Genomic DNA, 15,200 nt, shown 5'->3' on the forward strand with positions numbered 1-15,200 from the left:
GATAATTGATAAAAATCCAGATAGCGATCATTCGATTATAAAGAGTATTGGGTGTTCAGTTCGTTCAGGAGTTCGGGCGGATTTTATTGTGCAATATCTGACTGGGAATTTTGAGGCCGTGCATTTCTAACAATCTGGAAAAGTATTTCCCCTTCCTTGACCATGCCTAAATCGCTACGGGCGCGTTCCTCGATTGCTTCAAGTCCTTGTTTTAGATCATTTACTTCAGCTTCTAACTTGTTATTACGATTCTGTAATAGCACATTATTTTTACGTGCCGTGGCAACTTCTTGATCTACTTGCCAAACTCTCAACCAGCTTGCTTTGCCCAGCCATAATGGATATTGCATTGCGACGACTAGCGTTAGTAGTGTGAAACTCAGTAGCTTCATTATTTAAGTTGATAAAATGCGCTCCGACCAGCATATCTTACTGTATCCCCTAAATCTTCTTCAATTCGTAATAGTTGATTGTATTTGGCAAGGCGGTCGGATCTAGATAGTGAGCCGGTTTTGATTTGTAACGCATTGGCTGCTACTACGATGTCGGCGATGGTGGTGTCTTCAGTTTCTCCTGAACGATGTGAGATGACAGCGGTGTAACCCGCACATTTCGCCATTTCAATGGCCGAGAATGTTTCGGTTAATGTGCCAATCTGATTCACTTTGATTAAGATAGAATTAGCAATGCCCTGCTTGATGCCTTCCTGCAGGATTTTTGCATTGGTGACAAAGATATCATCGCCGACCAATTGAATTGAATCACCCAATTTTCTAGTTAGTAACTTCCATCCATCCCAATCATGCTCGCTCATGCCATCCTCGATACTGATAATGGGATATTTATCCACCCAAGATGCCAAATAATCAACGAATTGGGCTGATGTCAGATGCAAGCCATCAGAAGATAGATGGTATTTGCCATCATGAAAAAATTCTGAGCTGGCGCAATCAATACCAATTGCAATATCTTTTCCAGGTTGATAACCTGCCTGATCAATGGCTTCTACGATTAATTGCAAAGCCGCTTCATTGTTTTCCAGGTTAGGCGCGAATCCACCTTCGTCGCCCACTGTAGTAGGCATGTTTTTATTGTTGATAAGTTTTTTGAGCGTGCCGAAAACCTCGGCACCACATCGGATGGCATCATGAAAATTTGAGATTCCCAGCGGCATAATCATAAATTCTTGCATGTCAATATTATTGTTGGCATGCGCGCCGCCATTAATTAAGTTCATTAACGGAACGGGCATTGACATTGAAGCAGCCCCTCCCAAATAGCGATATAGCGGCAATCCTGACTCCTCGGCTGCTGCTTTGGAAACCGCGAGCGATACTGCCAGAATTGCGTTAGCACCCAGTCTGGATTTGTTTTCGGATCCGTCTAGATCAATTAAGGATTGATCAATGAAGCTTTGATCGACGGCATCCAAGCCCATTAATGCCTCGGAGATTTCGGTGTTAACATTTTCTACTGCTTTAAGAACACCTTTCCCGGAGTAGCGTTGTGCATCACCATCGCGCAGTTCCACTGCTTCTTTGGTTCCAACAGATGCGCCGGAAGGAACTGAGGCACGGCCTAAAGCTCCGGATTCCAGCATTACATCTGCTTCAATAGTTGGATTGCCGCGAGAATCCAAAATCTCACGGGCGATGATATCTACAATTGCACTCATGCTGCATTTTCCTGTTGTTTGTGTTTACTGTTAAATTAACTAGTGGGTGGTGATTTTGTGATTTCTACTACAACATACAATTATGTATATAGATAATTTTGATTATCTTTTGTTGTTGGATTGTAAGGTTTTCGTGCTCCGTCAGCTGTTGCGTACTGCGTGAATTTTTTCATCCCCAGCAAGTTGATGCTTGCCAGAAAATTGGATTGCTGCCTGCACATAAGACTTGAATAGCGCATGCCCCAGCCGTGGCGTGGAAGTAAATTCCGGATGAAACTGACAACCCAAGAACCAAGGATGTTCAGATTCAGGCAGCTCTATCATTTCGCACAGATTCTCTTCCTTTGAGAAGCCGCTAATGCAAAGTCCTGCTTTTTCTAATCTAGGGATATAAAGATTATTAACTTCATAGCGATGGCGGTGACGCTCAATGATTGTATCAGTTCCATAGGTTTTCCAGGCGAGGGTATCTTTCTTCAAAATACATTCTTGCCCTCCCAACCGCATACTGCCACCAATATCGGAATTTTCATCGCGTGTTTCAATTTGTCCATCCCGAGTTCGCCATTCGGTAATCAGTCCGATAACCGGAAATGGTGTGTCGGGATTGAATTCAGTGCTGTGAGCAACTTTCATGCCGGTTTTGTTGCGTGCATATTCAACCACGGCTAGTTGCATGCCTAAACAAATCCCCAAGTACGGTATGCGATTGGTTCGGGCAAAGTTGATGGCCATTATTTTACCTTCGACACCGCGCTTGCCAAATCCGCCCGGAACCAGGATTGCATCCATTTCGCTCAGACTATGGGTGCCTTCCGTTTCAATATTCTCAGAATCAACGTAATTGATGTTAATCCTGCTGTTAGTATGGATGCCGGCATGAATCAAAGCTTCAGATAATGATTTATAAGATTCAGTTAAATCAACATACTTACCTACGATGGCAATAGTAATCGTGTGTTTGGGATGCTCGAGTGCATAAACCAATTTATTCCAGACACTCAGATCTGCAGGTTTGGCCAGGATATTCAATTTATGGCAGATAATTCCATCCAGCATCTGCGCATGCAGTAACCCCGGAATTTTATAGATGCTATCCACATCAATGGCTGATATAACTGCTTCTTCCTGAACATTGGTAAAGAGCGCTATTTTTCGGCGCTCCTCCTCAGGTAATTCACGGTCTGAACGGCACAGCAAAACATCCGGCTGGATTCCAATTTCACGTAGCTCCTTGACTGAATGTTGAGTTGGTTTGGTTTTTAGCTCTCCGGCCGAACCGATATAGGGCAATAAGGTAAGGTGGATGAAGCAGGTATCCGTGCGCGGATTCTGTACGGCCATTTGCCTGATGGCTTCCAGAAAAGGGAGTGATTCGATATCACCGACCGTGCCGCCAATTTCAATAATCGCAATTTGCGCGTTACCCACGCCAGCTTGTATATAGCGCTTAATTTCATCCGTAATATGCGGAATAACCTGAACGGTGCCTCCGAGATAATCGCCACGCCTTTCCTTGCGGATGACACTTTCGTAGATTTGACCGGTAGTAAAGTTATTATGCCGAGTCATTCGGGTAGTAATAAAACGCTCATAATGACCCAGATCAAGATCTGTTTCGGCGCCATCCTCAGTCACGAACACTTCACCATGCTGGAACGGGCTCATGGTTCCGGGGTCCACATTGATATAGGGATCCAGTTTAAGCATTGTCACTTTAAGTCCACGCGACTCAAGCAGTGCGGCGAGAGATGCAGCAGCAATTCCTTTGCCTAAGGAAGAAACAACGCCGCCTGTCACAAAGACATACTTGGTCATGAGTGGTTATAGTAATTTGAATAGTTCATTGGAACAGTAAGATGGCTTTTGTATGTCGTTTGAACGAGCAACGTGATTCAGAACTTATTAGCGAATTTCTGCAAGTAATTTACTCATCATCTGTTCAGCTTGGTAGTAATAGCCCCCACCAAACAGGTTTAAATGATTCAGAACATGATACAGGTTATAAACTACTTTCCTGATATTATAACCGGAATCCAAAGGATAGTCACAGCGGTAAGCAGAATAAAAATCAGCTGAAAACCCACCAAAAAGTTCAGTCATGGCAATATCGGTTTCACGGTCGCCGAAATAAACCGCGGGATCAAATAACGCCGGTCTTCCTGTTTCATCATAAGCATAATTGCCACTCCAAAGATCGCCGTGCAATAGTGAAGATGATGGCGGAGTATCTGGAAAAAATTGCTCCAGATTCACCAGTAATTGCTCACCAAGCTGTTGCAGTTTTCCATTAAATCCATTGTTTTTAGCTAAATCGAGCTGATTCCCTAAACGGTGCATTCGCCAGAATTCGACCCAATCTGAAGAAATCGTGTTTATTTGCGGATTTTGTCCAATTGTATTATCGCGAATCCAGCCAAATTGGCTACAAGTCGTACGATGCATAGCAGCGAGTTGTTGGCCCAAATCAGATGCCTTGCCACGTTTGCCATTATTAATATCCAGATATTCCAAAATGAGCCATGCTGCATGAGTATCTTGTCCAAAACAAACAGGCACTGGAACACGCAATGTGTGTGAGTGGTGAATTTCCATGAGGCCCGCGGCCTCGGCCTCGAACATGGCCAAATTCCCAGAAGTATTTAGTTTGACAAAATAGCGTTGTATTCCGTCTGTAATACAATAAGCCTGACTGATGCAGCCACCGCCGATGGAGTGGGTCTGTTTAACTTCGAAGAAGCTATCAGTGGCAGCAGAGATTTGCTTGCTAATTTCATGCCATGGTTGCATGCTTTAAATTTTCTGCAGTTAACCATTCTTTGGCTTTCTGAATGGCTGCCTGTACTTGTTCGGGCGCTGTGCCACCAGTGTGTTTTCGGCTTTGCATCGAACCTTCAGGCGTCAAGACAGCAAAAATATCGGATTCAATCTGTGGAGAAAATTTTTGTAACTCACTGAGCTCAAGATCGCTGAGATCACAACCTTTTTGTTCCGCAAATTGCACTGCCTTTGCCACGATTTCGTGCGCATCGCGGAAAGGAATGCCTTTTTTAGTCAAGTAATCAGCCAGATCTGTGGCTGTTGCATAACCGCGCAAAACCGATTGACGCATTGCTTGTTGATTTACTTGCACGCCACTGAGCATATCGGCATAAATCCGCAGGGTATCTGTCAAGGTATCGACTGTATCAAACAGTGGCACTTTGTCTTCCTGATTGTCCTTGTTATAAGCAAGCGGCTGGGCTTTCATCAATGTTAGTAGCGCTACCAAATGACCGTTGACTCGGCCAGTTTTGCCGCGCACCAGTTCCGGTACATCAGGGTTCTTTTTTTGCGGCATAATGGACGATCCGGTACAAAATCGGTCAGCAAGTTGGATAAAACCAAAAGCAGGATTCATCCATAAAATGAATTCTTCCGACATCCGCGATAGATGCGTCATGATCAACGCAGCGCAGGCACAGAATTCGATAGCAAAATCCCGGTCTGATACTGCATCCAGGGAATTTTGGCAAACGCCATCAAAACTCAGCAATTGCGCCACTCGTTCGCGTTTGATTGGATAGCTAGTGCCGGCCAATGCAGCTGCGCCTAGTGGTGACTGATTCACGCGCTTTCTGCAATCGCTCAATCGCTCTAAATCGCGTTTTAACATCTCAAAATAAGCCATCAGATGATGGCCGAAGGATACAGGTTGTGCAACTTGAAGATGTGTAAATCCAGGCATGATTGTGTGAATATGTTGTTCCGCTAAATTTAGCAGAGCAAGTTGCATAGCTTTAATCAGGTTGACGATTTCATCAATGGCAGTGCGTAAAAATAAACGAATGTCGGTAGCGACCTGATCATTGCGGGACCGCCCGGTGTGCAATCGTTTGCCAGCATCGCCGACTAAAGCTGTTAGACGTTTCTCAATATTTAAATGAACATCCTCAAGTTCTTGTAGCCATGTGAATTGATGCAGTCTGATTTCATCGCGGATTTGATATAACCCTTGCTGAATGGCCGTAAAATCCTCGTTGCTGATAATTCCTTGCTCTGCAAGCATTTGTGCATGAGCTAGCGATCCCTGGATATCATATTCGGCGAGACGTTGATCAAAATCAACAGAAGCAGTATAGCGTTCTACAAGCGCTGAGACGGGTTCGTTGAAACGTCCAGACCATGTATTTTTGTGGTTTTCTTTTTTTGCTGTAGGGTTATTGTCCATTATGTTGCTGAAATTCCTTGTTTTTTTTGTGCATAATGCTAGGAAGTGTTTATTATAGAACAAAATACAAGGTGAGTTATCTTGTGAGATAAGGATATACGTATGTGGTATGTGTTGTAGTTCTGATGCAAAAATAGCAAATCATGCGTAAAACTACTAGTTAATTGCGCGCGCTGCTTTTACTTCCTTAAGGATTAGTGGATAATTTGTATTTCCTCGCTACCAATAACACAAGGAGTTATCCATGACAGCCAGCAACAAGCAAAATCAGAGCCAACAATCGCAAGTTGATAACTTTTTTTCACTATTAAGCGCCAAGTTTGAGTGGTTGGCTAAAGCTCCGACCAGGCAGTTTCCAGGCAAGTATGCAGTGGTGTTGGTTGGGATCATTGTCGTTATTTTTGCTTGGAAGTTTATTGCTGTCAGTAAATTAGAATCTGACATGGTCAAGAAGCTTGAGCAAGAGCGTGTGCTGATTACACAGCAAGCTCGTGAGTATGCTGATAAGCAATATATCAAAGAAGAAGAGCGTTTTGGGCAGATTTTGTCCTGGGCAGTTCGCGGTGAGTTAATTCGCAATAATATTGATCAAATAGACCAGTATTTGAATGAAATCGTCAAAATGAAGGATACCGAGCGTGTTGTATTAATAGATGATGATGGAAAACTGTTGGTTTCAACGGACAAACGGTTGGAAGAGTCCAATGGTGCGGAATTATTTCCTAGAGAGATTCTGAGTCTGCAGAAAATCACTGTTAAATCAGATGTTGATGGTAAAAAGATACTGGTTGTTCCTGTGATGGGATTGAACAAGAAAATTGCTACGGTTATTGTTAGCTACAAACAGCAGAAACTATAGTGCGAATTGACTATCGCATGGTTTAGTTTTTTTGCTATTAGTTAAAAAGCCTTTGCAATTGCAAAGGCTTTTTTATGGTTTATTGAGATTGAGTGCGTTGGATTTGCGCACCCAGAGCCGATAATTTTCCCTCGATATTTTCATAGCCACGATCTAGGTGGTAGATACGATCAATGACGGTTTCTCCCTGTGCTACTAAACCAGCGATCACGAGACTGGCTGATGCGCGTAAATCGGTCGCCATGACACGAGCGCCATCAAGCCGGGGAATGCCGTGGACAATGGCTGCATTGCCTTCAACTTCGATATTGGCATTCATGCGTATTAATTCTTGCACATGCATTAAACGGTTTTCAAAAATTGTTTCAGTGACAATGGATGTTCCAGAAGCAACGCAATTCAATGACATAAATTGTGCTTGCATATCGGTCGGGAAGGCTGGATAGGGAGCGGTGCGTATATTGATTGATTTTGGTTTGGTATCCATTTTTAAATGGATCCAGTTTTCATTAGAATCAATATGGGCGCCTGCTTCGGTGAGTTTGTCCAGAACCGCATCGAGCAAATGGGCATCTGTTTCTTTTAAAAGAACTTCACCGCCGGCGGCTGTGGCCGCGACCAAGAAAGTTCCAGTTTCTATTCGATCAGGCATGACTGTGTGTTCAGCGCCATGCAGTGATGGTACGCCTTCTATGGTAATGATATCGGTGCCTGCACCATGAATTTTTGCACCCATAGCGATGAGGCAATTGGCCAGATCGATGACTTCTGGCTCACGGGCAGCATTTTCAATTATTGTTGTGCCTTCCGCCAAGGTTGCAGCCATCATCAGGTTTTCTGTTCCAGTGACGGTAATGATGTCAAGTACAATGCGTGCGCCATGTAGTTTCTTTGCCACAGCATGAATATAGCCGTGTTTGATATGGATTTCGGCGCCCATCATTTGCAGGCCTTTGATATGCTGATCGACGGGTCGTAGACCGATCGCACAGCCGCCAGGTAATGAAATATTGGCTTCTCCTGCGCGGGCGAGCAAAGGTCCCAATATCAGAATAGCTGCGCGCATGGTTTTAACCATTTCATAAGGGGCGACAAGATGAGTCAATGTGGCTGCTGATAACGTTATTTCCGAAGCATGCGGTGCAGAAACATTTGTTCCCATTTGTTTGAGCAGTGAGAGCATGGTGATAATATCCTGAAGCGCCGGTACATTCTTTATTTTTAAAGATTCCTCGGTTAGAAGTGCAGCACATAAGACGGGCAGCGCAGCATTCTTTGCCCCCGAAATGGTGATTTCACCGTGCAGTGGTGCACCACCTTGGATAATCAGTTTTTGCATAATGTGAATAACTTAAATATAAGTTCTAATAATATTCTTTCGTGGTTGAAATGTACCAAAGTTCGCTGCATCATAACGTAATAGTGCGATAAAGGTTATGCAATAGTGCCAACTATATCAAAAAATATCGAATCAATTCATAGGGAGAAATAATGACTAAGCAAATAATCCACACTGTGGATGCACCACAAGCCATCGGCACCTATTCTCAAGCAATCCGGGTCAGCGGAGGGGGTACCATTTATCTATCGGGTCAGATCGGATTGGATCCGCTCAGTATGCAAATGGTGGATGGGATCGAAGCACAGATCCAGCAGGTGTTTTCTAATCTGAAAGCGGTGGCGAAAGCGAGCGGCGGTAGTTTGAACGATATTGTGAAATTAAATATTTTTCTAATTGATCTCGACAATTTTGCATTAGTCAATGAAATCATGGCTAGCCATTTTGTACAGCCCTATCCTGCGCGTGCGGCAATCGGTGTCAAAGCTCTGCCGCGCGGTGCGTTGGTAGAAATGGATGGGGTCATGGTATTGCAGGAATAAAAGGCATTGCCTGTTAGTGCCAGTGTGCAAGAAAAATTATCCCGTTTAGGTATCCATAGTGCATTAGATCTGATTTTGCACTTACCGATCCGGTATGAAGATGAAACGCATTTGTTTCCGATCGGTGATGCGCCACAAGGGCAAACAGTACAGATTGAAGGCGTGATCGTTAATAACGAAGTGGTTGTCCGACCTAGGCGACAATTGGTTTGCCAAGTTGAAGACGGTAGTGGAATTTTGGTCATGCGTTTTCTGAATTTCTACGGCAGCCAGATTAAGACCTACGCGGTGGGTAAGCGTGTACGGCTGCTGGGCGAAATTCGTGGCGGTTTCTTTGGCATCGAAATGGTGCATCCGAAATGCCGTATCGTGCGGGAAGGGGAATCGCTGGCGGATTCGATGACGCCGGTTTATGCCACCACGGCGGGTTTGACGCAAAATATTTTAGCGAAAATAATCAGGCAGGGATTGCAGGATGCGCAAACGGTGCAAGCGCTGACCGAAACTGTACCTGAGAAAATCATCCGGAAATATCGACTGCAAGGTTTTAGCGATAGTGTACTGTGCTTGCATCGTCCGTCCCCGGAAGAATCGATCGAGGCTTTACAAACACGGACACATCCAGCATGGCGGCGCATCAAGTTCGATGAATTGCTGGCGCAGCAGTTATCGATGCGCTTACATTACCGACAGCGAAGAAGCCGCAGTGCACCGGTACTGCAACAAAAGAATAGATTGACGAACCAGTTACTGGCACAGCTTGGCTTTGAATTGACTTCATCGCAGTTCAAAGTGTATGAGGAAATCAGCCGTGATTTGGCAATCGCTTATCCAATGCAACGTCTATTGCAAGGTGATGTTGGCAGCGGGAAAACGATTGTGGCTGCGCTGGCTGCATTGCAGGCGATTGATAATGGTTTTCAGGCGGCCATCATGGCACCGACTGAAATTCTTGCTGAGCAGCATTTCGTAAAATTATCCGCTTGGTTTGAACCACTGGGAGTTCAGGTTGCCTGGTTATCGGGAGGGTTGAAGAAAAAACAAAAGCAAGCTGCGTTGGATAAGATTATATCGGGTACAGCGCAACTTGTTGTGGGCACGCATGCTTTGTTTCAAGTCCAAGTAACCTTTCAACAGCTCGGCTTGGCGATTATTGACGAACAGCACCGCTTTGGCGTGCATCAGCGTCTGGCGCTGCGGATCAAAGGCGCGCAATCCGATCTGATGCCGCATCAATTGATGATGAGCGCCACGCCTATACCGCGCACATTGTCGATGAGCTATTTCGCCGATCTGGATGTGTCAGCTATCGATGAATTGCCGCCTGGCAGATCGCCCGTGGTGACTAAATTAATCGCAGATAATCGCCGTGACGAAATTATTGCACGCATACATCGTGCGTGCCAACAGGGCAGGCAAGTATATTGGGTTTGCCCGCTCATTGAAGAATCTGAAGCATTGCAACTACAGACTGCTGTGGAAACTTTTCAGCATCTGAGAAAAACTTTTCCGGAATTGAATGTGGGCCTGGTGCATGGACGCCTGTCCCAGCAAGAGAAAGCTGAAGTCATGCTGTTGTTCAAGCAAGGAAAAGTTCAATTACTAGTGGCGACAACCGTGATTGAGGTGGGCGTGGATGTGCCCAATGCTTCGCTAATGGTGATTGAAAATGCCGAGCGCATGGGCTTGTCGCAATTACACCAGTTGCGTGGCCGTGTCGGGCGTGGATCGGAGGCGAGTGTTTGCATTCTGTTGTTCCAGCAACCCTTATCGGAGATTGCTCGCAAACGACTCAAAGTCATTTTTGAATACACCGATGGTTTTGAAATCGCTCGCCAGGATTTGCGATTGAGAGGGCCTGGTGAATTTCTTGGCGCGCGCCAAAGCGGGATTCCGATGTTGCGATTTGCCGATTTAGAGCAAGACGGTGAGTTACTGAAGGCCGCGCAAGATTCGGCTAATGAAATGCTGAATAATTATCCTGAACTCGCACAGCGGCATATTGCGCGGTGGCTGGGTGATAAGGCTGAGTATTTGCGTGTGTAATAACCAGCAATCCGGGCATTTGTTGCTAAATACCAGAACATCTTTGAAGCCGCATTTGCGGCGCAGTCGCTTTTTGTAATGCTTCACAAAAACTGGACAGTTTATTAAACAGTTTTTCTCCAGAAAATACGTTCATATTGTAGTGGGGAATGATAACCTAATTTAGAGTGAGCACGTTTTCCATTGTAAAAATCGACATAGTCAATAATGCTGATTTTTGCTGCTTCCTTATTTTTGAGTTTTTCGTAGAATAGTTATTCATGTTTAAGGCTACCAAAGAACCGTTCTGTTGGCGAATTATCGTAGCAACAGCCCTTATGGCTCATGCTTTGATCCATTTTCATTGCCCTTAAGTGCTGACGGTATTCATGGCTTGGTAGTGTCAATTTAGGCGGGCTGCACCCTCTGATTTCTTGCAAGTCAGGCGGCCTGTAATTTTCTATTTAACCGAACTACAGTTTTTAATTCACGACATAAAATTTTACTGATGCCACGCACAGATCAGCCTGGAAATTCCGGCCGATACCAACCAGTCCTATCCGCTTGAGTTTGTTTTTATGGAATTGAGTCGTGGTTCGATAGGCTTCCAGGTTCGCAAAAGGAACGCGGATTGTTTGCCAGTCGGCTGTGGCTTCAAAGCTGAAGCGATAGGATTGCCATGGGAGCCAGAGGTCAGTCGTACGGAGATGAGCGTTGTAGCGTTCGTTGTTACCGGAAACAATCAGTTCAACGCCATGATAGGCCGATGCATCAAAGGGTTCATCTTGTGTCAGGTCCAATGCCATTTGCACAAAGCCGCCGTTGTTTTTGGTAGAAACTTTGCCGCGCATGCGCAGGCAATCCTTGTTCTTATAGTTGCTCACTGTCAGGTCGCCACTGGAAACGCCCCCCATGACCTGGTCGGTGACGAGCCGCCATTGTGTGCCCAGCCCCGAGCTTAAATTACCGCTGGTTCTGTCATCAATAATTAAATCTGTAGCTAAGACGATATTGCACGCTCCAACGTTTATTAACCAAGCTATGGAAAGATTTGTGAGTATAAAGCGAATATCAAATATCTGAAAATTCATCGTTCATAGTAAATCTGAAAAGTTAGGGGTCATTCTGATTAAGTTCAGCTGGATTGTTTGGCCCAGACATGCTTTTCCAGCTCGAAATCCGCAGCACCAAGTGTCACAATTCCCAGATAACCGTCTACTGTCAGTTGATCTCCTTGACTGATAATTCTGGTTGCCTGGGAAATGCCATTAACACAAGGAATACCCAGTTCACGAGCAATGATGGCTCCGTGAATCAGCATACCCCCTCGTCGCTCAACAATTGCGGAGGCCAGCAGGACAAGATGGGTCATTGTCGGCTGAATTGATTCACATACCAGAATGTCTCCCTGGTTAAATCTCCGAAAATCTTCGATGCTGTTAACTATACATGCCGGGCCTTCTGCCATGCCAGGAGAAGCGGGTTGTCCTATGAGTTGACGAGGTTTCTCATTGGTGTGCAGGTGAAATTCGAGTACCCCTGGCTCATCTTTGTCAAGGTGAATGGAGGCGTGCTGATGATCCCGCAGTGTCTGGGCAACAAGGGCCACAGAATCCTCGTTTGGTTTCTTTCCGGTCAATCGCCCGGCTGCGCGTAAACGTGTGGCTCCCAGATGCAACGCTCGAAGAAACTGGCTTTCGATTCGCCCCAGAAGAATATTATCATTGTCCCGCAGACGCCAGCTTAACTGTCCGATAGCGATAACTTCCCGGGCTTCTTCCGCGCGTGACTTTCCTACAGCTTCTATCAAACGTTGTTGCAGTGCTATGGCTGTGGATTTCTCATTCTGCGCATTGCGCGAGGGTCTTTTTTGCGCCCTGGCTCCAATCTGACAAATCAGATGGAACAAAGAGTCCGGCCGATCCATCAGACGCTCACCATTGTAGGAGGTATCCATAAAGGTCGAAAGAAAGTGCGCGAAACGGGTGAGGAAGTTAGAGCCCTCTGGTATATCCGCGATCTGTTTTTGCAGTGTTTCCCAGGATGCGGAGGAAACGTTCGAGAGGTCTTGTGCCCTTTCTATTAAAATTTCCTGAAGGGGTTGATTGTTGTGGACATATTCCGCCAGTTTTTCCAGAGCTGTATTGCGGTGCGCAGCAAGAAAATCCTGCCCTTTCAGAAGCAGCATGAATTCATAGGGATCCTGGGGTTGGAGCGCATCATTGTAATAGGCGCCCAGATAGCGTACTCCATGTGCCAGGGGAATGAACTCATCTTTATAGATTCCCCGCCAGTGTGAAAATGCAGAAAGTCTTTCCTCCATGCAGTTAGCAAGCTGGACGTCATCCAGCGCATCAATGTTCTGTTCGGCCAGTTGATGCCCAATGCGTTCCAGTTCGGGAATCAATGTCTTTGAAACCTTTTCGGCCAGACGACGAAGCTTGGGCAGTTTCGGCCGAAGGGTCAAATACCAATGGCGTTCATCTGACTGAGGGGCAGTCAAACCGGAAGTAATAGGACGGGCCTGGAGCACTGACAGCGCGCCACCTTGCTTTGCCCATTCCATGTCAGGTGGCCATCCGAACAATTCCTCCGTTTGTCCAAGCCTGGTATGGAGTGCTCGGAGGTCATCCTCATCCAATAGAGGCAAGCCATGTTGATCGGTATTCCGCTTTCCGGCAACCCATTCAACGATCTCACCGGAACTCCGCTGCAGTATCCAGCGATCAGGTTCCAATAGACCATCAACCAAATTTGAGCATGCGCCGGGCACTGCTTCTACAATTTCACTGTCTACTTTCTGGTTGCGGGGGTCCCGGCCAAAGGCCACTCCAGAAGTTTCGGCCGGGATCATTTCCTGAATAATGACCGCCATGCGACTTTGCATGGGGTCGAGGTGCAATTCCTGGCGATAAAGCAAGGCCGCATCCGACCACAGTGATGCCCAGACTGTTCGTATCGCCCGAATCACCGAATCTTTGTCCAGAATATCAGTGACGGATTCATGAAGTCCGGCAAAAGAACGCTGAGCAGAGTCTTCGGCAGGCGCTGAAGATCTTACTGCGAGGGAACGCTGGGGGTGAAGCTGCAGCAAAGCTTCATCGACCGCCTGCACCAGCTCGGGAGGGAGAGAAGTTTTAAGAAAGGCCGATCTGATTCGTAAGGCGGCATCCCATATTTCTTCCCAACGCATCTTGTCCAGCGGTTTCCGCTCCAATTCCATTTGTAGGATTCTCGGCAGGTTTGATTGAGCAAGAAAGTGCTGGTAGGCAAAAACAGTGAGACAAAAACCAGAGGGGACGGGAATGCCTGCACTGATCAATTTTGCGAGAGAAGCGGCTTTTCCTCCCGCGATATTTACGTCAAGCGCTGAAGTTTCGCCAAGAGAGACTATCCAGGTATTCTTTCGGGAATCCACTGTAGGACCTCCTGAAAACGGACTACATGAAAATATCTCACGATTTCAATGCGAAAAAGAGCCACAGATGGCGAATGAACGAAACTGGAAAGATGTTCATGACGAGCTGTTAACAAATGCGACCATAATTCAAAATCTTTTCCTCTTTCAACTCGTCTGGCTTGACCTGTAGCCGTGACGGCTTCAATATTCATCATGTTGTCGGGATGCTGGCATCGATTATCGATGAAGAGGGCTGCCCGATCGTTCTGATTCAGCAGTTTGAATTTTCTGGTGGTGACAGGAGTGGCAAAGACTGCTGAGGTCAAATCTTCGGTCATTGAAAAAGCCACCAGCGATCCATAAGGATGCTGTTCGCCCTGCGTACATAAAACAGCAAAGGGCTGGGATTCTATAAGCCGCTTAATCTGCAGTGAAAGTGGCTCTTCGGGTTTTTTGGACGAAGGCTCCTTTTCTTTGTAGCCAAGACCAGGAGTTAGTTTTTCGATCAATTTGCTCTCCTGTTATATTCAGAAACGTTGTGGCAAGAAATGGTATTGCTCGGAACCCATTCTCTCATATGGATCATTATGCGGTATAAATGACGAAACGTCTTGGGTGATCTGCGGGGGGGGGCGTTAACGCACACCAGAGTTTGACGCTTCACAAAACTGGATAGTTTATTAAGCAGCCTTTCTCCAGATTGAATACCAATTCGCTTATAATATCTATTAATTTACATACATGTCAAAGGATGCTGAGGCTATCCAAATACAATTATCCCGTGGGCCACTGCATGATATCTAACTATCTGATAATATTAAATTAAGTCGGTGTTCGATGTTGATGGAAGTGTGGCGTTATATTAGATCATTACAGTATTGTTATACAAAGTGAAAATAAATTTAAACGTCCAAGACTTGAGCTAGCGGGTAATGGCTAGTCGAACAGAAATATAATAATTAACCCGTCCGAATGGCGGGTTTTCTTGTTGTGTAGTATTCAGCGGATATTCTTACACTAGCCTTACATGGCGAAATAAAAATCACTTAGATATTTTGTTGTTAAGAGATTGATTTTATTGGTGGCCAAGGGCGGAATCGAACCACCGACACAAGGATTTTCAGTCCTCTGCTCTACCGACTGAGCTACT

Annotated in this window: 12 protein-coding genes and 1 pseudogene; 3 read left to right on the forward strand and 10 right to left on the reverse strand. The window is 45.6% G+C overall.

Annotation, left to right across the window (positions count from 1 at the left end; genetic code table 11):
• Positions 1-83: 83 nt before the first annotated feature.
• The 5 genes from ftsB to argH form a co-directional block, all read right to left on the reverse strand.
• Entirely contained in the window at positions 84-392 is a 309-nt protein-coding gene (gene ftsB / locus K2Q13_RS02205; RefSeq protein ID WP_292919021.1) for a cell division protein FtsB, read from the reverse strand.
• On the reverse strand, positions 392-1,675 hold the full coding sequence (gene eno, locus K2Q13_RS02210) for a phosphopyruvate hydratase (protein WP_292919022.1): 1,284 nt from the start codon (positions 1,673-1,675) through the stop codon (positions 392-394). Before eno ends, ftsB begins: the two co-directional genes overlap by 1 nt.
• 141 nt (positions 1,676-1,816) lie before the next feature.
• On the reverse strand, positions 1,817-3,493 hold the full coding sequence (locus K2Q13_RS02215; protein ID WP_292919023.1) for a CTP synthase: 1,677 nt from the start codon (positions 3,491-3,493) through the stop codon (positions 1,817-1,819).
• Positions 3,494-3,580: 87 nt separating this feature from the next.
• Positions 3,581-4,465 (reverse strand): fructosamine kinase family protein, encoded by an 885-nt coding sequence (locus tag K2Q13_RS02220; protein ID WP_292919024.1) that lies wholly within the window; start codon positions 4,463-4,465, stop codon positions 3,581-3,583.
• Entirely contained in the window at positions 4,449-5,885 is a 1,437-nt protein-coding gene (gene argH / locus K2Q13_RS02225) for an argininosuccinate lyase (protein WP_292919025.1), read from the reverse strand. Before argH ends, K2Q13_RS02220 begins: the two co-directional genes overlap by 17 nt.
• Positions 5,886-6,129: 244 nt before the next feature.
• Here argH and K2Q13_RS02230 point away from each other — a divergent pair, with 244 nt between their 5' ends.
• Positions 6,130-6,744: a hypothetical protein gene (locus K2Q13_RS02230; RefSeq protein WP_292919026.1), complete on the forward strand. Its 615-nt coding sequence runs from the start codon at positions 6,130-6,132 to the stop codon at positions 6,742-6,744.
• Between the two features lie 79 nt (positions 6,745-6,823).
• Here the strand turns inward: K2Q13_RS02230 and murA are convergent, their stop codons facing one another.
• Positions 6,824-8,083, reverse strand: coding sequence for a UDP-N-acetylglucosamine 1-carboxyvinyltransferase (gene murA / locus K2Q13_RS02235; protein ID WP_292919027.1), 1,260 nt, complete (start codon positions 8,081-8,083; stop codon positions 6,824-6,826).
• Positions 8,084-8,235: 152 nt separating this feature from the next.
• Here murA and K2Q13_RS02240 point away from each other — a divergent pair, with 152 nt between their 5' ends.
• Together K2Q13_RS02240 and recG are read left to right on the forward strand one after the other, a co-directional pair.
• Positions 8,236-8,625 carry a RidA family protein gene (locus tag K2Q13_RS02240; RefSeq protein WP_292919028.1) on the forward strand — a complete coding sequence of 130 codons (390 nt, stop codon included), beginning with the start codon at positions 8,236-8,238 and terminating at the stop codon, positions 8,623-8,625.
• A gap of 6 nt (positions 8,626-8,631) precedes the next feature.
• Positions 8,632-10,671: an ATP-dependent DNA helicase RecG gene (gene recG / locus K2Q13_RS02245; RefSeq protein ID WP_292919029.1), complete on the forward strand. Its 2,040-nt coding sequence runs from the start codon at positions 8,632-8,634 to the stop codon at positions 10,669-10,671.
• A gap of 104 nt (positions 10,672-10,775) precedes the next feature.
• On the opposite strand, the pseudogene K2Q13_RS13285 reads toward recG, so the two are convergent.
• From K2Q13_RS13285 to K2Q13_RS02260, 4 genes and pseudogenes are all read right to left on the reverse strand, one after another.
• Positions 10,776-10,898 (reverse strand): annotated as a pseudogene (locus K2Q13_RS13285) (IS3 family transposase); the annotation flags it as partial.
• Between the two features lie 234 nt (positions 10,899-11,132).
• Entirely contained in the window at positions 11,133-11,741 is a 609-nt protein-coding gene (locus K2Q13_RS02250; RefSeq protein ID WP_292919030.1) for a CIA30 family protein, read from the reverse strand.
• Between the two features lie 44 nt (positions 11,742-11,785).
• A complete protein-coding gene (locus K2Q13_RS02255) occupies positions 11,786-14,068 on the reverse strand; it encodes a PEP/pyruvate-binding domain-containing protein (RefSeq protein ID WP_292919031.1) in 2,283 nt (760 codons plus the stop codon).
• The gene (locus K2Q13_RS02260) at positions 14,041-14,559 is read right to left on the reverse strand and encodes a pyridoxamine 5'-phosphate oxidase family protein (RefSeq protein ID WP_292919032.1); all 519 of its coding nucleotides are present in this window, start codon (positions 14,557-14,559) and stop codon (positions 14,041-14,043) included. The genes K2Q13_RS02255 and K2Q13_RS02260 overlap by 28 nt, the downstream gene beginning before the upstream one ends.
• Positions 14,560-15,200: the final 641 nt, after the last annotated feature.

The organism is Nitrosomonas sp. (assembly GCF_019752095.1).
In the GTDB taxonomy this organism is placed as follows: Bacteria; Pseudomonadota; Gammaproteobacteria; order Burkholderiales; family Nitrosomonadaceae; genus Nitrosomonas.

Coding starts and splice junctions, on each gene's coding strand:
- ftsB (WP_292919021.1), bottom strand. CDS start 392: ATGAAGCTACTGAGTTTCACACTACTAACGCTAGTCGTCGCAATGCAA.
- eno (WP_292919022.1), bottom strand. CDS start 1,675: ATGAGTGCAATTGTAGATATCATCGCCCGTGAGATTTTGGATTCTCGC.
- K2Q13_RS02215 (WP_292919023.1), bottom strand. CDS start 3,493: ATGACCAAGTATGTCTTTGTGACAGGCGGCGTTGTTTCTTCCTTAGGC.
- K2Q13_RS02220 (WP_292919024.1), bottom strand. CDS start 4,465: ATGCAACCATGGCATGAAATTAGCAAGCAAATCTCTGCTGCCACTGAT.
- argH (WP_292919025.1), bottom strand. CDS start 5,885: ATGGACAATAACCCTACAGCAAAAAAAGAAAACCACAAAAATACATGG.
- K2Q13_RS02230 (WP_292919026.1), top strand. CDS start 6,130: ATGACAGCCAGCAACAAGCAAAATCAGAGCCAACAATCGCAAGTTGAT.
- murA (WP_292919027.1), bottom strand. CDS start 8,083: ATGCAAAAACTGATTATCCAAGGTGGTGCACCACTGCACGGTGAAATC.
- K2Q13_RS02240 (WP_292919028.1), top strand. CDS start 8,236: ATGACTAAGCAAATAATCCACACTGTGGATGCACCACAAGCCATCGGC.
- K2Q13_RS02250 (WP_292919030.1), bottom strand. CDS start 11,741: ATGAATTTTCAGATATTTGATATTCGCTTTATACTCACAAATCTTTCC.